Here is a 25,451-nt window from a genome sequence, read left to right as displayed (position 1 = left end):
AAGGTATTGCACCCCTCCATGAAGATGACAAGCGAAGCGGGCGGGCGGGCCTCCCGCACCCCCCGAGTAGCAGTCGCGACCGGCACCCTGATCTCGCTCATCGCGGGCTCGGTCGCCATGGGCTCGCTCTCGGCCGGTGCGGCCGAACTGCCCGCGACCCTGCTCACCACGGCTTCCACGTGGAAGTTCTCCGACGACGGCACCGACCCCGCCGCCGGCAGCCCCGACCGACTCGCGTGGACCGTCGACGGCTTCGACGACTCCGCCTGGAAGACCGGCGCCGGTGCGTTCGGCGCGAAGAACGGCGCCGCCGCGCCCAACCTCGGCAGCGGCTTCCCGGTGTCGACCGTGCTGAACCAGTACCTCGACCCCGCCGCCGCGAGCAAGGTCGACGTGCCGACGTACCACTTCCGCACGACGTTCGAGCTGACGAACGACCAGCTCGGGGCGCTCTCGGGTCTGACCGGCTCGATCGTCTACGACGACGCGGTGCAGATCTTCGTCAACGGCACCAAGGTCGCGGGCTTCGCCGACGACCGCGTGAACGCCGCCGACCCGGCGACGCAGAACCTCACCTACGCGGGCAACGGCCTGAGCGACCCCGTGACGAGCGCATTCACGGTGCCCGACGCCGTGCTGCACTCCGGCACGAACACCGTCGCCGTGGCGCTCTACCAGGATCGCGCGAGCTCGAGCGACATCTACCTCGACCTGACGTCGCTCGCGCCGGTGGCCGAAGAGGCCGGCGCCGCGACGCTCTCGGACCTCGTGCTCGGCATCGGCTCCGACGAGACCCAGCGCAACCTCGCCTGGTATTCCTCGGCCGACACCGCGCAGGCCGTGCAGTTCGCACCGGCCGCCGCGTACACGGGCGAGGCCTTCCCGGCCTCGGCCACCACGGTCGCCGCGACCGGCGGAAAGACGACGAGCGGCGAGTTCAACCGCTTCGCCACGATCTCGGGCCTCGCCTCGAACACCGCCTACGTGTACCGCGTCGGTGCCGAGGGAGCCTGGTCGGCCGTGGAGTCCTTCCGCACCCGGGACTTCGAGGGCGCGTTCGACCTGCTGTTCTTCGGCGACCCGCAGATCGGTTCGTCGGGCAACGTCGCGGGCGACGCCGCCGGATGGCTCGACACGCTCAACGTGGCCACGCAGACCTACCCCGAAGCCGAGCTGCTCTTCTCGGCCGGCGACCAGGTCGAATCGGCGTCGAACGAGGCGCAGTACGAGGCGTTCCTCGGCCCCGACCAGCTCCGCGAGATTCCGTTCGTCGCCACGAACGGCAACCACGACGTCGGATCGAAGGCGTACGAGCAGCACTTCAACACGCCGAACACCGACCGCACGGCCGGTGCGGGCTCGGCGACGGCCTCGGGCGGCGACTACTGGTTCATCTACAAGGACGTCCTGTTCATGAACCTGAACTCGAACAGCCGCGACTACAGCACCCACATCCCGTGGATGCAGCAGATCGTGGCCGAGCACGGCGACGAGGCGAAGTGGAAGGTGCTCGCCTTCCACCACTCGATCTACTCGGCCGGCCCGCATGCGACCGACAGCGACGTGGCCGACCGCCGCGCCAACCTGCCGACCGTGATCTCGGACCTCGGCATCGACCTCGTGCTCCAGGGCCACGACCACAGTTACGCGCGCAGCTACCTGCTGCGCAACGGCGAGAAGGCCGACGCCGATGAGGCGGCCGGCGCCGACCAGGTCGTCGCCGGTCCGGGCGGCGTGCTCTACGTGACCGCCAACTCTGCGTCCGGCTCGAAGTACTACGGCCTCCAGGCCTCGGGCTTCCCGTGGCTCTCGGCCTCGAACCAGGAGAACGTGCGCAACTACTCCGCCGTCGAGATCACCGACACCGCGATCACCGTGAAGACCCTGCGTTCGCAGGCGAACGGCAGCGCGAAGCCCGTCAACAGCGTCGTCGACCAGGTCACGCTCACGCGTGCGACCGACGACTCCGGTGTGACCCAGCAGGTGCAGGTCACCGTTCCCGACGCGGCACCCGGGGAGTTCGCGTGGAGCATCGACGGCACCAACGGGCTCGTCGACCTCGGCACCGCCGTGCAGAAGGCCGATGCGTTCGAGGCGACCGGCGCGATCAACCCGATCCGCGTCTCGGACACCCGCAAGGGCTCGCCCGTCTGGTCGATCTCGGCCCAGGCCGGCGAGTTCGCCGCCGGCGGCCGGACCTTCTCCGGCAAGTACCTCGGCTGGACGCCGAAGGTCACCGACGCGGGCGGCGGCGCCGTCGCCGGCCCCGCGATCGGTTCGGGCTTCGACGCGGGCGAGGGCATCTCGGTCGCCTCGACGCTCGGTTCGGCCGCGGCGGGCCACGCGTTCGGCGCGGCCAAGCTCGGGGCGGATCTGTTCCTCAAGATCCCCGCGAACATCGCCGAGGGCACGTACACGACGACCCTCACGCTCACGGCGCTGAGCTAGTCGAACCCACGGCCGGGGCGGGCGCAGCCCGCCCCGGCCACTCCCGTTCCACCAGACCCACCAGATCCACCGAGGACCCCATGCACGCACACCGCCCGACCGCATCCGCCCGACCGCGCCGCATCCGCCGCGCGCTCCTCGCCGCTTCCGTCGCCATCGCCGCCTTCGCGGGCCTCGCCGCGGCCGCGCCGAACGCGGCGCCGGCCTTCGCGGCCGACGACCCGGTGAGCTGGGGCGTGCGCACCGCGGCGAACGAGCAGGGCACCGACCGGGCGAACTACGCGTACGTGCTCGACCCGGGCGCAGGACTGGACGACGCCATCGTCGTGACGAACAACGACGACGTCGCGGTCGACCTCGACCTCCTCGCGGCCGACGGGTTCACGACCGACACGGGCGTGCTCGACCTCGTGACCGCAGACACCCCGTCCACGACCGTCGGCACGTGGATCACGCTCTCCCAGCCGACCGTGCATCTCGAAGCCGGCGAATCCGCCGAGATCCCGTTCCACGTCGAGGTGCCCTCCGACGTCGCACCCGGCGACTACTCGGGCGGCATCGTGACCGCGCTGCCCTCCCCCGAGGCATCCGCCGGAGTCAGCGTCGACCGACGCCTCGGCATCCGCGTGCAGCTGCGCGTCGGCGGCGAGCTGGCTCCCGCGCTCACCGTCGAGGACCTGCGCGTCGACTACGACGGCACCGCCGACCCATTCGCCGTGGGTGCCGCGACCGTCTCGTTCACCGTGCACAACACGGGCAATGCCCGGCTCGCCGCCGATCAGGAGATCGCCGTGGCCGGCCCATTCGGCATGCTCCGCGTCGATGCGACGGAGCTCGATGCGCTGCCGGAACTCCTTCCGGGCGACACCTGGGGCGTCACCGTGACCCTGCCCGGCATCGTGCCGACCGGCCTGCTGACGGCGACGGTCTCGCTCTCGCCGCGACTGCCCGTCGAGGGGAGCACCACGTCCAATGCGCCGCTGCCCGGCATCGAGGCCTCGGCCACCGGCTGGGCCGTGCCGTGGACGCTGCTCGTGCTCCTGCTCCTGCTCGCCGCGGTCATCCTCGCCGTCGCGCTGTCGCGCCGCAGCCGCAAGCGCCGGGAGGCCGCGCGCATCGAGGCGGCAGTGGCCGAGGCCCTGCAGCAGCGCGAACCGGAGAAGGTCTCGGTTCCGTAGCGACGCGAAGCCTGCGAGCATCGGACCATGACCCGCTTCGCCATCGATGCCGCCGTCGCCCTGCGACTCATCCGCGAGCCGTTCGCGGTGCCCGCCCGCCACCAGCTGGTGGCGCCCTCCGTACTGCGCTCGCATGTGCTCGCGGCGATCTACGACGACGCGCGGGCCGCACGCATCGACGCGGCATCCGCACGCGCGCAGCTCGAGGGGCTCGCCGAACTGAAGATGCGGCTCCTCGGCGACCGCGTGTCACGCGCGACGGCATTCAGGCTGGCCGAGCAGTTCGACTGGCCCGAGGTGACGCCGGCCGAGTACCTCGCGGTCGCGAAGCTGCAGGCCGACGCCCTCGTCACCGAGGACCCGCGCCTGCGCGCGGCGGCCGAGGGGCTGATCCCGCTGGCGGAGTTCGACGACCTGCGGAACTGAGAACGAGTCTTCAGCGCGCGATCTCGAAGTTGAACACGTCTTGGTCGAAGTGGTTGTAGGCCTCGTAGTCGATGAGGTCGTAGAGGTCGGCGCGGTGCTGCATCTCGCCGAGCTTGGACGTGAGGTGGCCCTCGTCGATGATCGTGTCGAGGCCGCGCCCGGCGGCGCCCATCGCGATGCGCAGCAGCGAGACCGGCCAGATCACGATGTTGACGCCGACGTCGCGGAGCTGGTCGACCGAGAACAGGTCGCTCTTGCCGAACTCGGTCATGTTCGCCAGGATCGGCACGTCGAGCGCGTTGCGCATGGCCTCGAACTCGGCGAGGTCGCGCATCGCCTCGGGGAAGATCGCGTCGGCCCCGGCGTCGACGAGGGCCTTGGCCCGGTCGATCGCGGCATCGAGGCCCTCGACGGCGCGGATGTCGGTGCGCGCCATGATGAGGAAGTTCGGGTCGCGCCGGGCATCGGCCGCCGCGCGGATGCGCTTGATCGCGGTGTTCTCATCGACCACGGCCTTGCCGTCGAGGTGTCCGCACCGCTTGGGGTTGACCTGGTCCTCGATATGCGCGCCCGCGATGCCGGCGTCTTCGAGGGTCTGGATCGTGCGGGCCACGTTCATCGGCTCGCCGAAGCCGGTGTCGGCGTCGATGATGGCCGGCAGCTCGGTCATGCGCGCGATCTGCTGGCCACGACCGGCGACCTCGGTCAGCGTCGTCAGGCCGATGTCGGGCAGCCCGAGATCAGCCGCGAGCACCGCGCCCGAGATGTAGACGCCCTCGAAGCCCTTGCGCTCGATCAGCCGCGCACTCAACGGGTTGAACGCCCCCGGGAAGCGGAGCAGCTCGCCCGACGCGAGCCGCTCCCGGAACAGACGGCGCTTCTCGGCTGCAGGAGTCTGAGAGTAGAGCATCGGGGATGTCCTTTCGTGGCCGCACCCGGGCACCGTTCGTCGAGCCTGCGGGAACCATCTCTCAGGCTACCCGCCCACCGGGCGCCGCCGGCCGGTGCTCCCACTCTTCGGAATCGCCCGACGACCGGTCGTTCCTCCGTGGGGGCGCAGCTTGATCTGGGAGGATGCCACCGTGCCCACCACCGCTTCCGCGCGCATCGGCGTGCTGCTCCCCCGCGACCTGCCCATCGACCAGGTGCTGCCCTACGCGCGCCGGGCCGAGGAGCTCGGCTTCGACGAGGTCTGGCTCGTCGAGGACCTCGGGTTCCGAGGCGGCCTCGCCCAGGCCGGCGCCGTGCTCGCGGCGACGGAGCGCATCACGGTCGGCGTCGGCATCCTGCCCGCCGGCGCCCGCAACGCCGCCTTCACCGCGATGGAGCTGGCCACGCTCGCCCAGCTCTTCCCGGGCCGGTTCATCGCGGGCATCGGGCACGGCATGCCCGCGTGGATGCGGCAGGTCGGCGCCTGGCCAGCGAGCCCGCTCACGCTGCTCGGCGAATACGCGACCGCCGTGCGCACGCTGCTGCGCGGCGAGCCCGGCCCCGCTGCCGGCCGGTACGTGAACGTCGAGGGCGTCGTGCTCTCGGAGGTGCCGGATGCGGTGCCGCCCGTGCTGCTCGGCGTGCGCGGGCCGAAATCGCTCGCGGTCGCCGGAGCGGTCGCCGACGGCGTCGTGCTCGCCGAGCCCGCGCCGCCCTCGTACCTCGCGGCGGCGCTCGCGCACGTGCGATCGGGCGCCGCCTCGGCCCGCGCCGTCTCGGCGGGCGCCGCAACCGATGCGCCCTTCACGGTCGCGAGCTACGACGTGGCCGCCGTCGACGACGACGCCGCCGCGGCCATCGCCCGAGTGCGCCCCGGCCTCGCGTGGATCGGCGAACCCGACTGGGCACCCCATCTCGTCGGGCTGGCGTTCGCAGAGGACCTCGCCCGCCTCCGCGCGGAATGCTCCGGCCCCGAGGAGTTCGCCGGCCGCCTGCCCGACGAATGGGTCGCCGAACTCGCCCTCGCCGGCACCCCCGCCCAGGTTCGCGAACGCATCGCGGCCCGGCACGCGGCCGGCGCGACCACCGTGGTGCTCGCGCCCGTCGGCGACGACCGCCTCGGCGAGCTCGTGCGGCTCGCCGAGGTGCTTCGGGACTGAGTCCGCTGATCTCCCCTAGAAGTCGTGCAGGTTGCCCTGGATGCCGCCTCCGCCGTACTCGGTGCGCAGCACCCCGCGGCGACGCAGGATCGGCACGAGCTCGTCGAGGTAACGGTGCACCGTCACCGGATGCAGGTCGCCCGAGAAGATGAAGCCGTCGTTGTCGGCCTCCTCGCCGAACTCCTCGATGAAGTCGGCGACCTGCTCGGCGGTGCCGACGAACCCGGCGTGATCGCTGATGCGACCCTTGCGGGCCTTGGCCACGAGCAGGTCGCGCAGCGTGACATCCGCGAAGCTCGGCGCGGTCTTGCCGAGCAGGCCCTTGATGCTGCCCTGCGAGACGTGGTCGCCGAAGATCGAAGGGTCGAGCGGGCGATCGAGCGGCTGGGTCGACAGGTCGGTCTCGAGGTCGCTCGACTGCCCCTCGAGGATCGCCGCGAGCACCTCGTCGCTCGGGTCGAGCGAGGCCCGCACGACGCGGTCGGCCTCTTCTTCGCTCGAGACGATCTCGGGCTTGAACACGAACAGCGTCTTGACGGCGTTCGCCGGCCGGCCGTGCGCGAGCGCCGCGTCGATGATCTTCTGCCGGTAGGCGCGCACGACGTCGAGGTCGAGCGGGGCGTAGGCGAGCTGCACGTCGGAGTGCGTGCCGGCGAACGCGAGGCCCTTCGGGGACCCGCCGGGTGAGACGATCGCGGGGTCGCCGTCGGTGAACGGGATCGCGTTCAGCGGCCCGGTCACGTCGAAGTACTCGCCCTGGAACCGCCACGGCGGGATCTTCGACCCGTCGGCGAAACGCCCGGTCGCGGCATCCTCGATGAGGGCGCCGTCCTCCCAGCTGTGCCAGAGGCCGCGCACCGCCGTCAGCCACTCGCTCGCCCGGTCGTAGGCCTGGTCGTGCGTCACGGGCGGCACGGCGAAATGCCGGGTGCTCGGCACGTCGGTGACGACGTTGATGCCCACGCGATGCCCGCTCAGGTGATGCAGCGACGCGAAGTGGCGCGCCGCGAGGTAGGGCGGATACGCGCCCGCGTTCACCGTCGGCGCGAAGCCGAGGTGCGAGGTCGCGGCGAGCAGGTAGGGCGTGAGCGCGACGGGGTCGTGCTTGGGTCCGCCGTAGGCGCGCCGCACGCGCAGGTCGATGGTCTCGGGCGTGCCGATCGAGAGGGCGTCCTCGAGGATCACGAGGTCGAGCCCCGCCTGCTCGAGCTCGCGCACCGACTGCTGGTAGAGGTGCGGCTCGGTCCACCGGTAGTTCCACTCCCAGGTCGGATGGCCCCAGCCCTGAGGGCCGAATCCACGGGAGAAGAACCAGCCGAAGTGCTGGAGGCGGGTCATCGGGTGCTCCTCTCGGAAGCGAGTTCAGGAGTGGGTTGCGGAGTGGATTGCGGCTCGGCCTCGAACTCCGGCTCGAGCGCGGCGAGCTCCTGCGCGAGCCGCACGGCCGCGAAGCCGCGCTCGAGGTCGCGCACGAGGTCTTCGGGCTCCTCGAGCCCGATCGAGAGTCGCAGCAGCCCCGCCGAGATGCGGCCGCGGGCGCGGGTCTCGGCGTCGAGGTGCGCATGCGTCGTCGTGGCCGGGTGCAGGATCAGCGACCGCGTGTCGCCGAGGTGGCTCATGCGGCTGAACAGCCCGACGGCGTCGAAGAAGGCCTGAGCGGATGCCTCGCCGTCGAGCACGAACGAGAGCACGGCGCCCTGGCCGCGCGGCAGGTAGCGCTCGGCGAGGTCGTGCGACGCGCTGGAGGCCAGGCCCGCATAGTTGACCGAGCGCACCTCGGGCCGCCGCTCGAGCCATTCGGCGAGCGCGGCCGCGGTCGAGGACTGCCGGCCGACCCGCAGCGAGAGCGTCTCGATGCCCTGCTGGATGAGGAACGCGTTGAACGGCGAGAGCACGGGCCCGAACAGCGCCGCGGTCACGCCGCGCACGTAGGCCGTGTACGCGCCGTCGCCGTACGCCTCGAGGTAGCTCGCGCCCTGCAGGCCGGTATCGGGTTCGCTCAGGTGCGGGAACGCGCCGGGCCTGGCGGACCAGTCGAAGGTTCCGGCGTCGACGATGACGCCGCCGAGCGCGGCTCCGTGCCCCGAGAGGAACTTGCTCGCCGAGTGCACGACGAGGTCGGCGCCATGCTCGGCGGGACGCACGAGGTACGGCGTCGCGAGCGTGTTGTCGACGATGAACGGCACGCCCGCGTCGTGCGCGACCTCGGCCACTCCCGCGAGGTCGACGACCTCGTTCGTCGGGTTCGCGATCGACTCGGCGTAGACGGCCCGCGTGTTCGGGCGGATGCGCCGGCGCCACTCGGCGAGGTCGCGCGGGTCGTCGACGAACTCGACCTCGATGCCGAACCGGCCGAATCCCTGCGTGAACAGGCTGCGCGTGCCCGAGTAGATGCTCTGCGCCGAGAGCACGTGGTCACCGGCCTTCGCGACGGCGAGCACGGCGACCGTGAGCGCCGCCTGTCCGCTCGCGACGACCACCGCGTCGCGCCCGCGTTCGAGCTCGGCGAGCCGGCGCTCGAGGGCCGCGTTGGTCGGGTTGCCCGCCCGCGTGTACACGTAGCCCTGGTCGTCGCCCGCGAACCGATCGCGGGCCTGCGCGAAGTCGTCGAAGCGGAACCCCGCGCTCAGGTAGATCGGCGTGATGCGCGCACCGAAGGCGGCGTCCTCGTGCTCGCCGGCGTGCACCTGGCGGGTGGCGAAGCCCGGCTCGTCGGGCGCTGGTCGGAATGGCATGGTTCATCGTGCGCCGGGCCGGGCCCGACCGCGAATGCGTGACGACGTACGAGGTCACCGCCGGTCACGGCAGGTCACGGTCCGTCACGAGCGGTCATCGGCCGTCACGTGCTTGCGCGGCCGGGGCCCGGTCGACCACCGCTCCCGTCGAGAAGCGGTGACCGGCCGCGCCCCAGCCGTGCGTGGCGTCTGCCGGATTCGGAGAATCGGCGACACGCCGATGCGCGGCCTCACTCCACGCGCCGTGTCGCTGAAAGTCCGAATCGGGCAGACGACGAGGGCGTCAGATCGCGAAGATCGTCCATTCCGCGGATGCCTCGGCGCCGGGCTCGAGCACGAGGAGGTCGGTGCCCGAGTTGAACGCGTCGGGCGGGCAGGTCATCGGCTCGACCGCGAGGCCCGTGCGCCCGCTGCCGTCGGCGGTGTGGATCTGCACCCACGGGCAGTCCTCACCCCACGACATGCCGACGCCGCGGCCGTCCGCCGCGGTGACGCGCACCTGCACGAGATGCTCGGCGTCGTAGACCAGCCCCGTGAAGGCGTGATCGATCTCGGTCGAGGCGATGGCTCGCGGCATCCGGAAGTCGAAGGACCCGCCGTCGCGCGGGGCGTCCACCGCGGCCGTGCCCGTGGGGATGAGCCGGTCGGGCGTCACCTCGAGCACGGTCGTGGCGGGCAGCTCGAGCGTCCAGTCGTCGACGGCGCCGGCGCCGGCCACGAGGTACGGGTGCGGGCCGGTGCCGAAGGGAGCGGCATCCGACCCCGTGTTCACGGCCGTGACCGTGGTGTGCAGGCCGGCCTCGTCGAGGCGGAACTCGACCTCGATGCCGAGCCGGTGCGGGTAGCCCGCCTGCGCCTGGATCGTGGCCGCGAGCACGACCCGGGCGCTCTCGGCGTGCACGGGCGCGAAGTCCAGCCAGGCCGCGAGGCCGTGCAGCGCGTGCCCGCGGGCGGGCTCGGTGATCGGAAGCCGCTGCTCGACCCCGCCGAACGCGTAGCGGCCGTCGACCACGCGGTTCGGCCACGGCGCGAGCGTCACGCCGCGGTAGGCGGGGCGCACCTCGTCGGCGTCGAAGGGCACGACGAGGTCGCGGCCCTCGAACCTCAGCGATCGCAGCGAGGCCCCGATGCTCGCGACGGTCGCGACGTAGCCGTGCGCGGCGATCTCGAATCGTCGGCCCGTGATCGGGTGGTCGGGCATCTCATCTTCCATGTCACCCATCCTCACAGCCCCGAGGCGTGATCGCCCGTGCGCTACTCGGGCGTGGCCGGGAAGGCGCGCCGCGCGAGCACCACGACGAAGATGCCCGCGAGCACGAGCGCCGCGCCGACGTATGGAACCCACTCGAGCCCGGCCCCGGCGAGCACGAGGCCGCCGAGGGCGGCTCCGGCACCGATGCCGATGTTCGCGGTGGCGTTGACGAGGGCGCCGATGATGTCGGGCGTCGCGCCGCGCGTGCGGATCGCCGCCGTCTGGAATCCCGACGCGATCGCCCCGAAGCCGATGCCCCAGACCGCGGCCGCCGCGAGCACGCCCGGCAGCCCCGGGAACGCGATGCCGATCGCGACGAGCCCGGCCACCATGACGCTCAGCGCGAGGATCAGGCTCGAGCGCGGCCGGCGGTCGAGCGTGACGCCGGCGTACCAGGTGCCGAGCAGGCTCACCGCGCCGATGCCGAGCAGCACCGGGCCGACCCCGGTCGCGGCCAGGCCCGCCGCGAGCAGGATCACCGCCACGTAGGTGTAGACCGTGTACTGCCCGAGGTAGACGAGGGCGTTCGTGACCGACACCGCGGCGAGGCGCCCCCGCCGCGCGCGCCGCTCGGGGTGGGCGCCATCGCTCGGCGGTTCGACGGCCACCGCCGGCAGCAGCAGCGCGACGAGCAGGAGCGTGAGCGCGCATCCGGCCGCGAGCACGCCGAACGCGACCCGCCACCCGACCGCGGTGCCGAGCGCCGTCGACAGCGGAACGCCGAGCACGAAGCCCGCCGAGGCACCGGTGGTGATGATCGCGAGTGCGCGCCCGGTGAAGGCCGGCGCCACGAGGCGCGAGCCGTAGGCGATGCTCAGCGAGAAGAACAGGGCGTGTGCGACGCCGCCGATCGCCCGGCCCGCCGCGACGACGGCGAAGGTCGGGGCGACCGCGACGACGAGGTTGGCGACCGTGTACGCGGCGAGCGTTCCGAGCAGGAGTCCCTTGCGCGGCAGCCGGCGCGTCCACAGCGTCAGCGGAATCGCGAGGGCCGCGACCATGAACGCGTAGACCGTGACCAACAGCCCGGCGATCGACTCGGTCACGCCGAGCTCGTGCCCCATGGCCGGCAGGACCCCGACGGGCAGCATCTCGGTCGTCAGCGCCAGGAACGTCGCGAGGGTGAGCGCCACGATGCCGCCGGCCGCCTCGCGAACGGTTCCGGGGCGCCAGGTCTGCGGGTCGGGCGCGCTGGTCATCCCGTCAGGCTATCGACGGCCGACGACCTCGCGAACACGAGCACCGGATGTCGCGGCATCCGCTCGCCCCGCCCCGCCGGGTCGCAGGTGGCCGACGTAGGCTGGAAGCCCGGTGCAGGCAACCCGCTGCGCAGACGAAGGAGCCAACGTGACGATCGACGCGGCCACGACCCGAACGGCCTCGCTCGAGGCCGGCGCACTCGAGCCCGGCACCGACGACCAGGTCGGCGAGGTGCTCGCCGAGCTCGCGGCGCTCGAAGACCCGAAGATGCGCGCGGTCAACGAGCGGCACGGCGACGACCACGGCGTGAACCTGACCAGGCTGCGCGCGGTGGCCAAGCGGCTGAAGACCGATCACGACCTCGCCCTTCGCCTCTGGGACACCGACGACACCCCTGCCCGCCTCGTCGCGCTGCTCATCTGCCGGCCGAAGCTGTACAGCGCGGCCGAGCTCGACGCGATGCTCCGCGAGGCCCGTGCGGCCAAGGTGCACGACTGGCTCGTGAACTACGTGGTGAAGAAGAGCCCGCACGTCGAGCAGCTGCGCGTCGCGTGGTTCGACGACGCCGACCCGGTGGTGGCGAGCGCCGGCTGGGCGCTGACCACGACCCGGGTCCAGAAGTCGCCGGAGGGGCTCGACCTCGAGGGCCTGCTCGACCTCATCAAGGCCGACATGAAGGACGCACCCGACCGCCTGCAGTGGGCCATGAACGAATGCCTCGCGAACATCGGCATCTTCAACCCCGGGCTGCGGGCCCGCGCGCTCGAGATCGGCGAGCGCCTCGAGGTGCTGAAGGACTATCCGACGCCGCCGAACTGCACCTCGCCGTTCGCCCCGAGCTGGATCGCCGAGATCGTGCGCCGCCGCGAGGGGGCGTAGCCGCGCGCATCGGCTGAGTCGAACGGATGCCTCGATCGGATGCCGCTGGCCGGCCCTACGCGGACGTTCCGCCCTGCCCGATGCTCGTCCATCCGCCCGAACCGGGCTGCTGCGTGGCCGAGGCGCCGCTCCCGCCGGGCGCGGCCCCGCCCTTCAGCGCCTGCAGCTGCCGCTCGATCTCGGCCTGCGCCGAGACCGCGGCGAGCTGGCGCTCGATGTCGGCGTCGGGTGCGGCCGTGAGGTCGGTCAGCGCGCCGCTCGCGAGCAGCTCATCGGTCGCAGCCGCACGCGCCTGCATCTGCGCGACGCGGTCGCGCGCACGGTCGAGACTGGACCCCACATCGGTGATGCTGTTGCTGATGCCCGACACGGCCTCGTTCGCGCGCACCTGCGCCTCGGAGGCGGTGTAGGTCGCCTTGATCGTCTCCTTCTCGATGCGGAACGCGGCGACCTGGTCGGTGAGGCGGCGCTCGCGCTCCTGCAGCTGGGCGGTCTGCTGCTGCAGCGAGGCGAACTGGTTCTGCAGCTGCGCCACCTGGCCCTCGAGCATCGCGCGGCGTTCGAGCGCGGCACGGGCGAGGTCTTCGCGACCCTGCGCGAGCGCCTCGGCTGCCTGCGAGCCGAGGCGCTGGTAGCGCGCACCCATCTCTTCACCCTGCAGCTCGATGCGCTTCTTCGCGGTCGCGACGTCGGCGACGGCGACGCGCACCTGCTGGAGCAGTTTCACCTGCTGGTCGTAACTGTCGTCGAGGGTCTCGCGCGGGTCCTCCATGCGGTCGAGCGCCTTGGTGGTCTTGCTGCGGAAGATCGTCTTCATCCTCGCCGAATTGCTGTTGCTGCTGCTCATGATCGGTTCCCCTCATCTCGAACGGTCGAAGTCGTGGTCGGATGCGTCGTCGTCGGGCCGGTCGCGCGCCCGTCACGCCGATTCAGCGCCTGAAGCTGCTCGATTCCCGCGTGCAGGGAGGCGACCTCGCGGTCGACCTCCGAGCCGAGGGCGGAGAGCATGTCGTCGGTCGAACCCGAGAGGGCGGATGCCACGGCCGAGCGCACCTGCTTCACGAGGCCTTCGACCTGCTCGACGCGATGCCGGGCCGCGGGCAGCTCGTCGGCCAGCGCCGCGGAATCGGTCTCGGATTCCATGAGCCGCAGCTGGAGGTCGAGCACCCGGCCCTCGTCGGCGATGCGCCGGAACAGTCGGGGCAGTTCGTATCGGGAGCCGGCGGCCGCGGGCGCGGCGCCGTCGGCGACGACCTCGATGGCGGCGCCGCCGCTTCGCAGCGTCTCATCGAGGCGCACGCGCAGGGCGAGCACGGTGCGCTGCGGACCGCGAGCGAGCCGCGCCTTCGTGCGCAGGGTCGCTCCGCTGAGCGCCCGGTTGCGTCGCGCCCGCCGGATCATGGAACGGACCACCAGCACGAAGGTCACCATGACGCCGATGGAGAGCAGCACGATCACGCCGAGCCCGATCAGGATCGCCTCGATGCCCGTCACGAGCACCACCCCCACTCACTCCGACGACCGCGTCAACACGCGATATAACGCGTGTCGCGAGAATACCCCGGAATCATGTGATTCCCCAGCCCCGTCGGCAGATTCGCAGGTGCGGCGCCGCTCGGCGCCTTCGTCGGACCGCGCCGATCGATGCCGAACGACGGCTCGCGGCATCCGCGGTGCTACCCGGCGGAGTCGGCGTACTCGAGCGCGACCTTCGCCACCTGGTCGACATAGGCGTTGTCGTGGTTGTACGAGAACACCGCCGCGCGCCAGCCCTCGGAGGTCGTCATCGGGCCCGACGCGCAGAGGTAGAGCGCCGTCGTGAGGGCGGCGTCGTCGATCTGGTTCGGGTCGGCCACGCCGTCGCCGCTCGCGTCGGCCGCCCACTTCGACCACGTCGACGGGATGAACTGCATCGGTCCGACCGCGCGGTCCCACGTGGTGTCGCCGTCGAGCCGGCCGCCGTCGGTGTCGGCGACCTTCGCCGTGCCGTTGCCGTCGAGCGCGCGCCCGATGATGGGCGGCTGGGCGCGGCCCTCGTCGTCGAGCGAGGTCTTGCCGTGACCGGCGTGGCCGGACTCGATCTTGCCGATCGCGGCGATGGTCGCCCAGTCGAGGCCGCATTCGGGATCTTCGGCGGAGATCAGCACATGCGCGAGCGCGTAGGCCGACAGGGCGCGCTCGGGAATGCCGGTGGCCGAGGCGACGCTCGCGATCCAGGCCTCGTCGACGACCTCGAGCGGTGAGGTGCCGGAGCCCGCCCCCGAGAGCTCGGTCGGGTCCTCGAGCGGTGCGGCGTCGGTGACGTTCTCGTCGTCGAGACCCTCGTCGTCGTTGCCGCGCACATCGGACCCGGGCCGGTCGACCGTCGGCGGCAGCGCCGCTCGCGGCCCGCCGGCCGCCGGGGCCGCGAACCCGCCCGGATTGGTCGCCGTGCCGACGACGTTGAACGCGAAGACCGCGCCGACGACCAGCGCGACGACGCCGACCACGGCGCCCGTGTAGGCGGCGACGAGGCGCACGACACGCCAACCCGTGACCGGCGCCTTGGCACGGCGACGGTCGCCGTGCTCGTCGGCGTCGAATTCGTCGTCCCAGGACATGGTCGGTCGCTCCGTTCGGGCGTCGGTGAGGGCGTGCCCGCCGGGTCGCTCGGGGGTCGGCCTCATTCGAGGTCGACGCCGATGACCCGCTCACTCACCATACGCGCGTCCTGCGGGCGCCGCATCGGGTTCTCCCCATCGGGCAGCGGCCGCCGGAAAGGCCGCGGGGCCCGTGCCGCTCAGCCCCGCCCGACGGACCATTCGATGAGCGCCCGCACCTCTGGCACGAGTTCGTCGGCCGGGCCCTCGACCACGAGGCCCGGTGCGATCGACGTGATCGGCAGTGGCGCAACCGCCGACGGGCCGCTGCCGGCGTCGCGGCGCCACCCCGAGATCTGCTCCGACGAGGCGACGTACACGATGCGCCCGAGCCCGACCCACGCGTGCGCCGCCGAGCACATCGGGCAGTGCTCGCCCGACGTGTAGACCGTCGCGGTCGCACGCTCCTCGGGCGTCAGGTTCGCCACCGCCCAGCGGACGATGTCGAACTCCGGATGCCTCGTGGGGTCGGCCTCGCTCCGCTCGCGATTGCGCTCGGCGAAGCGTTCGACGCCCGCGGCATCGACGAGCACCGACCCGAACGGGCCGTCGCCCGCCTCGACCGCCTCGCGGGCGAGGTCGACGGCGCGACGCAGGTGGATGAGGTCGGTGCCGGAGATCGCCATGGGCCAAGTCTGCCGCGGCATGGTCCTCGCCGACGAGGTTGTGACGATGGAAGGCGCGCTGACCGTCGGCAGCCCGATCAGCCGATCGCGTCGCCCGCCTCGACCACGGTGAGCCGCTGCGTCGGCCGGGTGAGCGCGACGTAGAGCCGCTTCCAGGTGGCGGAGGTCACCGCCTGCGGTGCCGGCATCGGCGGCACGGCGACGACCACGGCATCGAACTCGAGGCCCTTCGCGTCGTCGGGCGTGCCGATCCAGAGTCGGTCGGATGCCGCGGGGCGGGTGGAACCCGCGCCGTCGACGGGCCCCTCACCGGCGGTACCGGCCGAGCTCGCGGCATCCGGCGCTCGCAGCCCCCGCAGCACCCCGTGCAGGCCGAGCGGCGCGATGACGCCGACGGTGCCCTCGCTCTCGGCGAGCGCCTCGGCGGCGGCGCGGGCGGTGGCCTCGCCGAGTGCGGCCGGAGCGACGCGCACGATGCGCGGCTCGTGGTCGCCGTCGCGGGCCGAGGTCGGTTCGGGTGCTCCGGGGTCGACGCGGCGCAGCACGCCGGTCGCGATGCGCATGATGCGGCCGGGCGTGCGGTAGTTGACGGTGAGGTCGGTGCGGCTCCACCTCGGCACCTGCGGGTCGAGGAGGCCGTTCCAGGTGAAGGGGGAATCGGTCGCCGTGTACTGGTTCGCATCGCCGACGAGGGTCATCGACCGGGTCGGGCAGCGACGGATGAGCGCGCGCAGCAGCATCGGGCTCGTCTCCTGCGCCTCGTCGACGATGATGTGCCCGTAGACCCACTCCCGGTCGTGCATCGCGCGCTCTGCCGGGGTGCGGCCGTCGCCCGCGGCCTGCCGGTCGGCGAGCGCGGCGGCGCTCACGATCGAGACGGGCGCGCTCACGTGGTCGGCGTCGGCATCGGCGTCGGTGACCATGTCGAGCACGTTCTGCGCGTACTCGACGTCGGTCGCGCGATCGGATCGGGCGCGAGCCGCTGCGGCCGCCGCCGGTCGCGGGTCTTCACCGAGCAACTCGGCGAGTTCGTCGACGAGCGGGATGTCGGCGGGCGTCAGGCCGTGCTCGCGCGGGCGCAGCAGCGCCTGGCGCAGGGCGGGTTCGAGCCCGGGGAACGCGGCGTCGAACCGGTCGACGTCGCCGAACAGCCCGCGCACGACCTCGACCGGGTCGAGCAGCGGCCAGAGCTCGTCGAACAGGTCCTGCACCGCCGGGTCTTCGGCCCAGTCGGCGCGGCGCTCCCAGTCCTCCATCGACGAGGCGCCGTGCTCCTCGTCTTCGATGCGGAGGATCTCGGTGAGCAGCGCCTTCTCGAACTTCGGCCTGGCGGCGTTGTGCGGGGTGCCGCCCGAGCGGCCTCGGGTGCGCACGCGGTGCAGCATCCGCCCGTCGAGGGTCATCGGCTTGAGGCCGGCCGGACGCAGCACGCGCGACCCGCCGCCGGTCGGCACCTCGAGGGCGCGTACGGCCTGCTTGAGCGCGTCGACGATCGCGAGGCGGCCCTTGAACTCGGCCGCGAGCGGCGACTCGGTCGCGGTCGCGGTGACGCCGGGCACGAGGGTGCTCGGCGTGACGAGCACGGCCGAGTCCTCGCCGAGCGAGGGCAGCACCTGCGAGATGTACTCGAGGAAGCGGAGGTTCGGGCCGACGATGAGCACGACCGACTTCGCCAGCCGGTTGCGGTGCTCGTAGAGCAGGTACGCGGCGCGCTGCAGCGCGACCGCCGTCTTGCCGGTGCCCGGGCCGCCCTGCACGACGAGCGTGCCCGCGAGGGGACCGCGGATGATCGCGTCCTGCTCGCGCTGGATCGTGCCGACGATGTCGCTCATGTGCTGCGTGCGCGGCCGGTCGAGGGCGGCCATCAGCGCGGCGTCGCGGCTGTCGGCGTCGCCGAGGTCGTCGAGGTCGTCGACGAGCAGCGGCTCGTCGTACACCGCCGTGACCGTGCGGTCGGTCGAGGTGATGCGGCGCCTGGCCTTCAGGCCCTCGCGGTGCAGCGGCGTCGCCGTGTAGAACGCGCGCGCCACGGGAGCGCGCCAGTCGATGAGCAGCCGCTCGCCGTCGTCGGGGTCGCTCAGGCCGATGCGCCCGATGCGGAACCGCCCGCCGTCGTCGGTCTCGACGCCGCCGAAGAGCAGGCCGTACGACGCGGTGCGCAGCCCCTGCAGCCGCTGCGCGTGGTGCGCCGCGAGCGCATCGCGCTCGGTGAGGTTCAGGCCCTCGCGCGGTCGGCCGAGCGTCACGCGAAGGTTCTCGGTCTCCTGCGCGACGAGTTCGGCGACGACCTCGCGGATGCGGTCGAGCGCCGCCTGCTCCTCAGCGACGGGCGTGGTGGGAAGGATGCTGCTGATGTCGGTTCCCCTCGTACGACGGAACCGTCGATTCTACCGGCCCCGGATGCCGCGCCGGCACGCCCGCCCTCGCGCCACCGCCCGGGCGCCCCCGCTCACGCGACGAGGGGCGGATGCCACGTGGCATCCGCCCCTCGCAGTGCTGGGCCTGCGCCCTCAGCGCATCATGCCGGACCGGGCTCGGCGGCGACGAGGGTGAACTCGGTCGTGGACGTGTTGCCGGCCACGTCGTGAACGACCAGCGTGTTCGTTCCGAGAACGGCCCCGAATGCGCCGGGCTTGACGTAGTTCAGGTCGGACCAGGCGTTGTCGGTGAGGTTCTTCTCCACTCCGTTCAGGACGAGCTTGTCGACCTTGCCGGCATCGAACAGCTTGAACGACACCTTCGAGTACGTGCCGTCGGCACCGACCGTCTCGCCCGCTCCGGTCTTCACCGTCGCGGTCGGGGCGGTCTTGTCGATCACGACGGTCTGCTCCCGGGTCGCCGAGATGTTCCCGGCGAGGTCCTGCGAGTTGTAGCGCACCCGGTAGGTGCCCTCCGGGAGATCGACGGTCGCCTTGTGGCTCACCGCGGTCGCGCCGTTCCCGGCGGTCTGGGTGGACTTGACGAGCTTGCCGTCCTGATAGACGTTGGCCACCACGCGTGCCAGCCCGTCCTCGTCGGTCGCATCGACCTGGACGTTCAGCGCCGCGAACGGGCCCTCCGTCGTCGGCGAGACCAACGTCGACTCCGGCTTGGTGGTGTCCTTGCCCGGGACCAGGAGCCGGATCGAGTCGATCGTCGCACTTCCCTCGCCGGCGTCCGTGTACGGGTCGCCGATGATCGGGAAGTCCGGGTAGGCCGAGTCATCCGGCCACTGGTCGTCCCACTGCTGCTGGCCGTAGACCCCGTTCTGCACGAGCGCCCGGTTGTAGCGGCCGTCGTACTGATCCGGGGTGTTGTTGTAGTGCCAGATCGGCGTCGCACCCCCGATGAACGGCGAGTAGAAGCGCAGCGTCTTGTGGCCCGCGTGCAGGAAGTCGCCCGTCACCTCGAGCGTGTAGCCCGTGGTGCTGCGTTCGACCGCGAACACGTAGTCCGACTCCGGCATGATCTCCGGCTGCATCTCGGCAGCGGCGTACGGCGAGATCGGGACCGGGAGCCCCCTGGTGCAGGTCGTGGAGAACCACTGCGAGTTGCCGGTGATCCCGCCCTTGCCGGGCGTGAAGTTCGGGAGCCCGTTGAACCACATGTCGATGACGTTCGCCGTGCTGTCGCGATAGGCGTAGGTCGAGTTGTCGGCGGGGTTGCAGACCTGGCCGCCGCTGCCCGAACCGACCCGGTCGGGGTGCTGGGCGAAGGAGTCCATCAGGATCTTCCGACGGTAGTGCCAGAAGTGCAGGTTGGCGGGTTCGGGGTTGTCGAAGTCGACGATCCCGAGCAGGTGGAAGGCGTTGTACCCGAACGGGCCGTCGACGACGTTCTGCCAGGCGCAGGGGTCGGGATCGGTCGGATCACTGGCCCATCCGGGTGAGCCGATGCCCTCGGCGTAGGGGAACTGGGTCTTGCACTGGTCCGTGATCGTGTACCCGTTCTCCTTGCCGTCGTAGAGGATGCTGCCGTTGCGCTCACCGCCGAAGTCGAGCGTCTTGAGGTGGTACTCGAGCCGGTACTCGGGCGGCAGCTTCTCGGTCGTCGTGACGAAGGCCCCGTCGTAGGAGTTGGGCGAATCGATCTTGAGCGCCTTCTCGCCCGTGGACAGCTGCGTCGTCGAGATCCGCGGCGGCTCCTGGGGCGATCCCGCATCCTCGGTGTCGCGGGCCGACAGCGTCGCCGTCAGCCAGCCGTCCTTGCCGAACTGCACGTTCTTGCGATAGGTCGCGAAGCTGTTGAGGACGTTCTCCTCCCACTCCGGCCCGTAGTCGTTCTTCCACCAGTCACCGTCGTCGTCCATGATCGTGTCGGTCGAGCGGTCGTAGTTGTACCGGACCCAGTCGCTCTGGTCGGTGTCGACCGCTCGGGCGTCGGACTGGAAGTCCTCCGAGTGGAGCACCTTCCACGTGGTCGTCGGGGCGGCGTCGCCGGCGGAACAGGGCAGCGTGACGCCGTCGTCGTCCTCGATGATCGTCAGCGAGACGCTGTGGATGGTGGCACCACCCGACCCGGTCGAGAGTCGGAAGTCGGCGCCGCCGTTCTGACGGTTGGCGAACCGTCCGTCGACGATGTTGTACTCCGCCGTCTGCCACGTCTTCGTGTCGGCACGGGTCACCGTCCCGGCAGCGGCGAATGCGCCGGTGCGGGAGTCGTACTGCAGGGTCAGGCCGTCCTTGCCTTCGTCGTAGTAGTCGGCTCGAACGCACGCGACGTACGTGCTGTCGAAGGCGATCGCGTCGTCGATCCTGATGTACAGGTACTTGGCGCCTGCGTTGGTCAACTGGCGAGCGCTCTTCCCGTCCACCGTGACGGGCGCCGTTCGTCCGTCGCCCTCCTCGATCTGGACGAGTCCGTTCGGCTCGTTGGGATCCCCCAACACGATCGATGCATCTGGTGCGTCCGGTTCTGCCGCCGCCGCTACGCTCGCGAGCCCGACTGGGGCGACGAGCGTGCCGGCGCACAAGGCAGCGGTGGCCACCAGGGTCGCAAGAGTCACGCTCTTGTGCCTAGTCCTCATGGCGTTGTGCTCCTTCATTGCAGTCACAAGTTCGGCCGGTCGACACAATTGCATTCGACATATCCGAACGGGTGTCGACTATTTCGACTCCCGAGGGAGACGTTAGGGCCGCGGAGACCAAGCTGTCAACGACGCTCCACCAAACTTGGATTCGAGGGAACCGGGATCGATTCGAGCAATTCGAATCGACGTTGTCACTTGACAGTGGTGTCCGAGCGCGTCAGAGTATCCACACGTATTCGCAAGAGTAGAAGTGGATTCGAGTCATTCGAATGGAAAGTACGACAGGGAAGTCGACGAGCGTCGCAAAGGCCTTCGATCTGATCGACGTCATCGCCCAGAGCGGCACCGACGGTGTGGGGTTGCGCGAGCTCGCTGCGCACATGCACGTGGCCGTCAGCACGGCGCATCGCTACGCCACGACATTGCTCGACCTCGGTGTCGTCGTTCGCGACGGCGCGGGAACCTACCGGCTCGGCGTCCGGCTGGTGCAATTGGCGAGCCAGTACCTCCACGAGGACCTCTTCCGACAGATCGCCCATCCGTACCTCGTCGAGCTCGCCGAGATCAGCGGCGAGACCGCCCACCTCGGCGTGCGACTCGGCGACCGGATCGTGTACGTCGACAAGGTCGAGAGCGAGCAGTCGGTGCGGCTCGTCTCACGCATCGGCAAGCAGGTCCCCCTGCACTGCACCGCGATGGGCAAGGCGATGCTCTCGCTCATGTCGCGTTCCGAACAGGAGGCGCTTCTCGTGGGCGAGCTCGTGCGGCCGACCGACAAGACGCATGTCGGAGCCGACCTCTACGCCGAACTCGATCGCGTGAGGATCCAGGGCTACGCCCTCGACGACGAAGAGAACGAACTCGGCGTCCGCTGCATCGGCGTGCCGATCGTCAATGCGACCGGCCAGGCGGTCGGCGCGTTCAGCGTCTCGGCACCCGCCACCCGCATCAGTGCCGACGACTGGCGAGAGTTCTCTCCCACCGCTCTTCGCGTCGCGCGAGAGATCGGGCAGTCCCTCGGACGCACGGGCTCCATCCGCGCCGTTGCCGGATAAGCCACAGACCACCTCACGGAGACAGCACTCATGACCCTCGCAACGATCGACATCACCAACCCTGGTACGGGCGAGATCCTCGGCCAGATCCTCGACATGACCGAAGCGGAGGTGCTCCGCGCCGTCGAAGACGCCCAAGAGGGCCAGCGCGCCATCTCCTCGATGCCCTCGTACGAGCGTGCGCAACTCCTCCTCGCCGTCGCGCAGCAGATCGCGGACGAGCGCGACGACCTCGCCTTCCTCCTCGCCACCGAGAACGGCAAGCCGCTCCCCCAGACCGAGGGCGAGGTCGACGCCGCGATCCGCATCTTCCGCGGGTACGCCGCGGAGGCGACCCGCATCTTCGGCCGTCAGATCCCGCTCGATGCCGTGCCCGGCCTCGAGCGGAACCTCGCCGTCACGGTGCGCGAGCCGCTCGGCGTCGTGGCCGCGATCGTCCCCTTCAACTACCCCGTCGAGCTGTACGCGCACAAGGCGGCCGCCGCGATCGCCGCGGGCAACGCCGTGATCGTGCAGCCGCCGTCGCGGTGCCCGCTCTCGCTCGTGCGCATCCAGGCGATGTTCGAGCAAGCCGGCGCCCCACGTCATGTGCACCAACTCGTGACCGGAGGCATTCCCGTCACGCAGGCGCTCGCGTCGCTCCCCGGCATCGCGGCGGTCACGATCACGGGGTCCACGATCGCCGGTCGCGAGATCGCCCGGCGCGGTGCCGACACGTTCAAGAAGGTCCTGCTCGAGCTCGGTGGGAACGACGCGCTCATCGTCTGCTCCGACGCCGATCTCGAGAAGGCGACCGATGCGGTCGTCCTGGGCCGGCTCGCTCGGGGCAACGGCCAGATCTGCTGCGCCGTCAAGCGCGTCTACGTCGACGATGCGGTGCACGACGAGTTCCTCGAGATGCTGTTGCCCAAGGCTGCGGCCCTGAGTCTCGGCGACCAACTCGACCGCGCCACCGACGTCGGCCCGCTCATCGCGGAGCGATCGGCCGCCTCGGTCGAGACCGCCGTCGCCCAGCTGGTCTCCGACGGCGCCAAGCTGCTCACCGGTGGTGCGCGCGACGGCGCCTTCTACCAGCCGACGGTGCTGTCGGATGTCCCGGTCGAGAGCGCCGCCTTCAACGAGGAGATCTTCGGCCCGGTCGCACCCATCGCGCGCTTCACGAGCACCGACGAGGCAGTGCGCCTCGCGAACGAGTCGCCCTACGGCCTGCAGGCGGCCGTCTTCACCCGCGACATCTCGCGCGCGTTCTCGATCGCGAAGAAGCTCGAGGTCGGCGGGGTCGTCATCAACGGTTCCACCGCGCTCCGTGCCGAGAACCTGCCGTTCGGCGGCACGAAGGCCACGGGCGGCTACCGCGAGGGCCTGCACGAGACCGTCACCGACCTCACGCGCCAGAAGACGATGATCGTCATGGAGGCGTTCGAGTGACCCTCGGCATGCATGGCGTTCACAAGTCGTACGGCCCGACCGAGGTGCTGAAGGGCATCGACATCGTCGGAGACCGCGGACAGGTGGTCGCGATCGTCGGCGCGAACGGCGCCGGAAAGTCGACACTCATCAAGATCCTCTCGGGTGCCGAACCGATGACGTCGGGCGAGCTGCGGTGGGACGGCGAAGTGCTCGACCTGCGTTCGCCGCACGACGCCGGCAGTCGAGGCATCCGCACGGTCTACCAGGAGCTCACCCTCATCGGCGAGCTGACCGTGACCGAGAACCTCTTGATGGGCGCCCTCCCCCGCAAGCGCGGCTTCATCGACTGGGCCGGCGCGCACGCGCGTGCGCAGGGCATCCTCGACGAGCTCGGCTTCGGCGACATCGATGCCCGTCAGCAGGCCGGCGGCCTCACCGTCGCGCGCCAGCAGATGGTCGAGATCGCCAAGGCGGTGGCGACGGAGCCGAGTGTGCTCATCCTCGATGAACCGTCGGCAGTGCTCGCCGGCAGCGACCTCGAGTCGCTGTTCGCGCTCATCCGTCGGCTGCAGGCGCGCGGCGTCATCGTCATCTACGTGTCGCATCGCCTCGACGAGGTCACCCACCTCGCCGACACGATCGTCGTGATCCGCGACGGCGTGGTCGTCGAGACGACCACGCCGGCCGAGACATCCGAAGACGCCCTCATCACCGCGATGGCGGGCCGCCGTCTCGAGCGCATCTATCCCGAGCGTCGCGACGGGCGCGGCGAGGCGATCCTCGAGGTCGACGCGCTCAGCCGCGACGGCGAGTTCGCCGACGTGTCGTTCACCCTGCACGGCGGCGAGGTCGTCGGCATGTTCGGGCTCGTCGGCGCCGGACGCAGCGAACTCGCGCAGTGCCTCTTCGGCGGCACATCGGCCGACCGCGGCGGCATCTCGATCTCAGGCGAACGGGTCAGGCTCGACCGCCCGCGCGCGGCCATCCGCCGCGGTGTCGCGCTCGTGACCGAGGATCGCAAGCGCTCCGGCCTCGTCGCCGAGATGACCGTGCGCGACAACATCACGCTCGCGTCACTCGGTGATGACACCGTCGCCGGCATGATCAGCCGCAAACGGCGCGACGCTCGCGTCGACGAGATGGTCGATCGGTTCGACATCCGGCCGAAGCACTCGGCCGACATGCAGATCGTGCGGCTCTCGGGCGGCAACCAGCAGAAGGCGATCCTCGCGAAGTGGCTGCTGCTCGACCCGCACGTGCTCATCCTCGACGAGCCGACGCGCGGCGTCGACATGGCGACGCGCGTCGAGATCTACCGGGTCATCGACGCGCTCGCGCGCTCGGGCCACACGATCCTGCTCATCTCGAGCGACCTGACCGAGGCGATCGGTGCCACCGATCGCCTGCTCGTCATGCACGAGGGCCGCATCGCCGGCCAGCTCACCTCCGCGAACACCGACGAAGACGAAGTGCTCGCCCTCGCGATTGGAAAGACCCTGTGACCGTCGGCACCTCGACACCACCGAACACCCAGGAGCGCCGCGCGCCCCGCAAGCTCCCCCGCATCGTCATCGCGAACCGCGACGTCACCGTTGCGGTCGGATTCCTCGTCCTGCTCGTCGCGCTCGTGGTCGTCGCGTCGATCACGACCGAGACGTTCCTCTCACCGCAGAACCTCACGAACCTGCTCAAGCAGATGGTGACGACGGGCCTGCTCGCGTTCGGCATGCTCGTGGTCATCCTGACGGGAGGCATCGACCTCTCGGTCGGCTCGGTCGTCGCGTTCTCGGGCATCGTGAGCGCCGGCCTCGTGGCGAACCTGCCGCTGCCGCTCGCACTCCTCATCGGCGTCGCGACGGGCATCGGATTCGGAGCCGTCAACGGCGCCCTCGTCGCGGGGTTCAACCTCGCCCCGTTCGTCGTGACCCTCGCGACCCTGACGACCATCCGCGGTCTCGCATTCGTCTACTCCGACGTGCCCATCGCGCCTGAGGACCCGAGCTTCTTCTGGCTCGGCACCTTCTCGCTCGGGCCGGTCCCCCTCACGACCGTCATCATGCTCGTGATCTTCCTCGTCGGCGGAATCTTCCTGACCCGGACACCGGCGGGCCGCGCCATCGTCGCGATCGGCGGCAACCCCGAGACGGTTCGGCTCGCGGGTATCAGCGTCAAGAAGCACCTCGTGCTCGCCTACACGATCAGCGGCCTCTGCGCGGGTCTCGCGGGCGTCATCCTCGCGAGCCGCGTCGGCATCGCACAGCCGAGCGTCGGCGTCGGGTTCGAACTCGACGCGATCGCGGCGTGCGTCATCGGCGGTGCGAGCCTCGCGGGCGGCAAGGGCTCGGTCCGCGCCACCCTCGGTGGCGTGCTCGTGCTCGCGCTGATCAACAACCTGCTCAACCTCTACGGCGTCCAGAGTTTCTGGCAACAGGTCCTCAAGGGCCTCATCATCCTCGTGGTCATCATCATCCAGGCGCGTTCGCGTCGCGGACGGTGACCGCGCGG

At 71.0% G+C, this 25,451-nt stretch carries 20 protein-coding genes; 9 read left to right on the top strand and 11 right to left on the bottom strand.

The window, feature by feature from the left end; translation table 11 throughout:
- Window positions 1–18 precede the first annotated feature (18 nt).
- The 3 genes from AC3IPY_RS03775 (at window position 19) to AC3IPY_RS03765 (ending at window position 4,052) form a co-directional block, all read left to right on the top strand.
- Complete coding sequence (locus AC3IPY_RS03775) at window positions 19–2,448, top strand: purple acid phosphatase family protein (protein ID WP_489186778.1); 2,430 nt, start codon at window positions 19–21, stop codon at window positions 2,446–2,448.
- A gap of 80 nt (window positions 2,449–2,528) precedes the next feature.
- Window positions 2,529–3,626: a hypothetical protein gene (locus AC3IPY_RS03770; protein ID WP_489186777.1), complete on the top strand. Its 1,098-nt coding sequence runs from the start codon at window positions 2,529–2,531 to the stop codon at window positions 3,624–3,626.
- A gap of 27 nt (window positions 3,627–3,653) precedes the next feature.
- Window positions 3,654–4,052 carry a hypothetical protein gene (locus AC3IPY_RS03765; RefSeq protein WP_489186776.1) on the top strand — a complete coding sequence of 133 codons (399 nt, stop codon included), beginning with the start codon at window positions 3,654–3,656 and terminating at the stop codon, window positions 4,050–4,052.
- A gap of 10 nt (window positions 4,053–4,062) precedes the next feature.
- On the opposite strand, the gene prpB is transcribed toward AC3IPY_RS03765, so the two are convergent.
- Window positions 4,063–4,962, bottom strand: coding sequence for a methylisocitrate lyase (gene prpB, locus AC3IPY_RS03760; RefSeq protein WP_489186775.1), 900 nt, complete (start codon window positions 4,960–4,962; stop codon window positions 4,063–4,065).
- A 172-nt stretch (window positions 4,963–5,134) separates the two neighbouring features.
- Between prpB and AC3IPY_RS03755 the strand changes: the two genes are divergently transcribed.
- Complete coding sequence (locus tag AC3IPY_RS03755; RefSeq protein ID WP_489186774.1) at window positions 5,135–6,142, top strand: LLM class flavin-dependent oxidoreductase; 1,008 nt, start codon at window positions 5,135–5,137, stop codon at window positions 6,140–6,142.
- A 15-nt stretch (window positions 6,143–6,157) separates the two neighbouring features.
- Here AC3IPY_RS03755 and AC3IPY_RS03750 read toward each other — a convergent pair whose 3' ends face one another.
- The 4 genes from AC3IPY_RS03750 to AC3IPY_RS03735 all read right to left on the bottom strand — a co-directional run bounded on the left by AC3IPY_RS03750 (window position 6,158) and on the right by AC3IPY_RS03735 (window position 11,328).
- Window positions 6,158–7,480 (bottom strand): LLM class flavin-dependent oxidoreductase, encoded by a 1,323-nt coding sequence (locus tag AC3IPY_RS03750; protein ID WP_489186773.1) that lies wholly within the window; start codon window positions 7,478–7,480, stop codon window positions 6,158–6,160.
- A complete protein-coding gene (locus tag AC3IPY_RS03745) occupies window positions 7,477–8,877 on the bottom strand; it encodes an O-acetylhomoserine aminocarboxypropyltransferase/cysteine synthase family protein (RefSeq protein WP_489186772.1) in 1,401 nt (466 codons plus the stop codon). The genes AC3IPY_RS03750 and AC3IPY_RS03745 overlap by 4 nt, the downstream gene beginning before the upstream one ends.
- A 283-nt stretch (window positions 8,878–9,160) precedes the next feature.
- Complete coding sequence (locus tag AC3IPY_RS03740; RefSeq protein ID WP_489186771.1) at window positions 9,161–10,090, bottom strand: aldose 1-epimerase family protein; 930 nt, start codon at window positions 10,088–10,090, stop codon at window positions 9,161–9,163.
- 41 nt (window positions 10,091–10,131) lie between these two features.
- Window positions 10,132–11,328: an MFS transporter gene (locus tag AC3IPY_RS03735; protein WP_489186770.1), complete on the bottom strand. Its 1,197-nt coding sequence runs from the start codon at window positions 11,326–11,328 to the stop codon at window positions 10,132–10,134.
- Window positions 11,329–11,596: 268 nt separating this feature from the next.
- On the opposite strand from AC3IPY_RS03735, the gene AC3IPY_RS03730 reads away from it, so the two are divergent.
- Window positions 11,597–12,208: a DNA alkylation repair protein gene (locus tag AC3IPY_RS03730; RefSeq protein WP_489188432.1), complete on the top strand. Its 612-nt coding sequence runs from the start codon at window positions 11,597–11,599 to the stop codon at window positions 12,206–12,208.
- Between the two features lie 55 nt (window positions 12,209–12,263).
- Here AC3IPY_RS03730 and AC3IPY_RS03725 read toward each other — a convergent pair whose 3' ends face one another.
- The 6 genes from AC3IPY_RS03725 to AC3IPY_RS03700 form a co-directional block, all read right to left on the bottom strand.
- On the bottom strand, window positions 12,264–13,055 hold the full coding sequence (locus AC3IPY_RS03725; RefSeq protein WP_489186769.1) for a PspA/IM30 family protein: 792 nt from the start codon (window positions 13,053–13,055) through the stop codon (window positions 12,264–12,266).
- A complete protein-coding gene (locus AC3IPY_RS03720; RefSeq protein ID WP_489186768.1) occupies window positions 13,052–13,711 on the bottom strand; it encodes a hypothetical protein in 660 nt (219 codons plus the stop codon). Before AC3IPY_RS03720 ends, AC3IPY_RS03725 begins: the two co-directional genes overlap by 4 nt.
- A gap of 173 nt (window positions 13,712–13,884) precedes the next feature.
- On the bottom strand, window positions 13,885–14,808 hold the full coding sequence (locus tag AC3IPY_RS03715) for a lytic transglycosylase domain-containing protein (RefSeq protein ID WP_489186767.1): 924 nt from the start codon (window positions 14,806–14,808) through the stop codon (window positions 13,885–13,887).
- Window positions 14,809–14,987: 179 nt separating this feature from the next.
- Window positions 14,988–15,473, bottom strand: coding sequence for a nucleoside deaminase (locus tag AC3IPY_RS03710; protein WP_489186766.1), 486 nt, complete (start codon window positions 15,471–15,473; stop codon window positions 14,988–14,990).
- Between the two features lie 77 nt (window positions 15,474–15,550).
- Window positions 15,551–17,770, bottom strand: a complete 2,220-nt coding sequence (locus AC3IPY_RS03705) for a HelD family protein (protein ID WP_489188431.1) — start codon at window positions 17,768–17,770, stop codon at window positions 15,551–15,553.
- Window positions 17,771–17,991: 221 nt separating this feature from the next.
- Window positions 17,992–20,340: a hypothetical protein gene (locus AC3IPY_RS03700; RefSeq protein WP_489186765.1), complete on the bottom strand. Its 2,349-nt coding sequence runs from the start codon at window positions 20,338–20,340 to the stop codon at window positions 17,992–17,994.
- Window positions 20,341–20,750: 410 nt separating this feature from the next.
- Between AC3IPY_RS03700 and AC3IPY_RS03695 the strand changes: the two genes are divergently transcribed.
- The 4 genes from AC3IPY_RS03695 to AC3IPY_RS03680 are packed head-to-tail and all read left to right on the top strand — an operon-like array spanning window position 20,751 to window position 25,443.
- Window positions 20,751–21,536 (top strand): IclR family transcriptional regulator, encoded by a 786-nt coding sequence (locus tag AC3IPY_RS03695; RefSeq protein WP_489186764.1) that lies wholly within the window; start codon window positions 20,751–20,753, stop codon window positions 21,534–21,536.
- A gap of 30 nt (window positions 21,537–21,566) precedes the next feature.
- A complete protein-coding gene (locus AC3IPY_RS03690) occupies window positions 21,567–22,964 on the top strand; it encodes an aldehyde dehydrogenase family protein (protein ID WP_489186763.1) in 1,398 nt (465 codons plus the stop codon).
- A complete protein-coding gene (locus AC3IPY_RS03685; protein WP_489186762.1) occupies window positions 22,961–24,448 on the top strand; it encodes a sugar ABC transporter ATP-binding protein in 1,488 nt (495 codons plus the stop codon). The genes AC3IPY_RS03690 and AC3IPY_RS03685 overlap by 4 nt, the downstream gene beginning before the upstream one ends.
- A complete protein-coding gene (locus tag AC3IPY_RS03680) occupies window positions 24,445–25,443 on the top strand; it encodes an ABC transporter permease (protein ID WP_489186760.1) in 999 nt (332 codons plus the stop codon). Before AC3IPY_RS03685 ends, AC3IPY_RS03680 begins: the two co-directional genes overlap by 4 nt.
- Window positions 25,444–25,451: the final 8 nt, after the last annotated feature.

It is taken from the genome of Agromyces sp. GL_144, assembly GCF_057834305.1.
Note: the sequence above shows the minus strand (reverse complement) of the source record. Positions and strands in the feature narration are given on the sequence as shown.

What these genes read in the sequence shown, in the direction of transcription:
- prpB (WP_489186775.1), bottom strand. Translation starts at nt 4,962, where the DNA reads ATGCTCTACTCTCAGACTCCTGCAGCCGAGAAGCGCCGTCTGTTCCGG.
- AC3IPY_RS03710 (WP_489186766.1), bottom strand. Translation starts at nt 15,473, where the DNA reads ATGGCGATCTCCGGCACCGACCTCATCCACCTGCGTCGCGCCGTCGAC.
- AC3IPY_RS03730 (WP_489188432.1), top strand. Translation starts at nt 11,597, where the DNA reads ATGCGCGCGGTCAACGAGCGGCACGGCGACGACCACGGCGTGAACCTG.
- AC3IPY_RS03690 (WP_489186763.1), top strand. Translation starts at nt 21,567, where the DNA reads ATGACCCTCGCAACGATCGACATCACCAACCCTGGTACGGGCGAGATC.
- AC3IPY_RS03715 (WP_489186767.1), bottom strand. Translation starts at nt 14,808, where the DNA reads ATGTCCTGGGACGACGAATTCGACGCCGACGAGCACGGCGACCGTCGC.
- AC3IPY_RS03740 (WP_489186771.1), bottom strand. Translation starts at nt 10,090, where the DNA reads ATGGAAGATGAGATGCCCGACCACCCGATCACGGGCCGACGATTCGAG.
- AC3IPY_RS03735 (WP_489186770.1), bottom strand. Translation starts at nt 11,328, where the DNA reads ATGACCAGCGCGCCCGACCCGCAGACCTGGCGCCCCGGAACCGTTCGC.
- AC3IPY_RS03765 (WP_489186776.1), top strand. Translation starts at nt 3,654, where the DNA reads ATGACCCGCTTCGCCATCGATGCCGCCGTCGCCCTGCGACTCATCCGC.
- AC3IPY_RS03745 (WP_489186772.1), bottom strand. Translation starts at nt 8,877, where the DNA reads ATGCCATTCCGACCAGCGCCCGACGAGCCGGGCTTCGCCACCCGCCAG.
- AC3IPY_RS03695 (WP_489186764.1), top strand. Translation starts at nt 20,751, where the DNA reads ATGGAAAGTACGACAGGGAAGTCGACGAGCGTCGCAAAGGCCTTCGAT.
- AC3IPY_RS03770 (WP_489186777.1), top strand. Translation starts at nt 2,529, where the DNA reads ATGCACGCACACCGCCCGACCGCATCCGCCCGACCGCGCCGCATCCGC.
- AC3IPY_RS03750 (WP_489186773.1), bottom strand. Translation starts at nt 7,480, where the DNA reads ATGACCCGCCTCCAGCACTTCGGCTGGTTCTTCTCCCGTGGATTCGGC.
- AC3IPY_RS03725 (WP_489186769.1), bottom strand. Translation starts at nt 13,055, where the DNA reads ATGAGCAGCAGCAACAGCAATTCGGCGAGGATGAAGACGATCTTCCGC.
- AC3IPY_RS03775 (WP_489186778.1), top strand. Translation starts at nt 19, where the DNA reads ATGAAGATGACAAGCGAAGCGGGCGGGCGGGCCTCCCGCACCCCCCGA.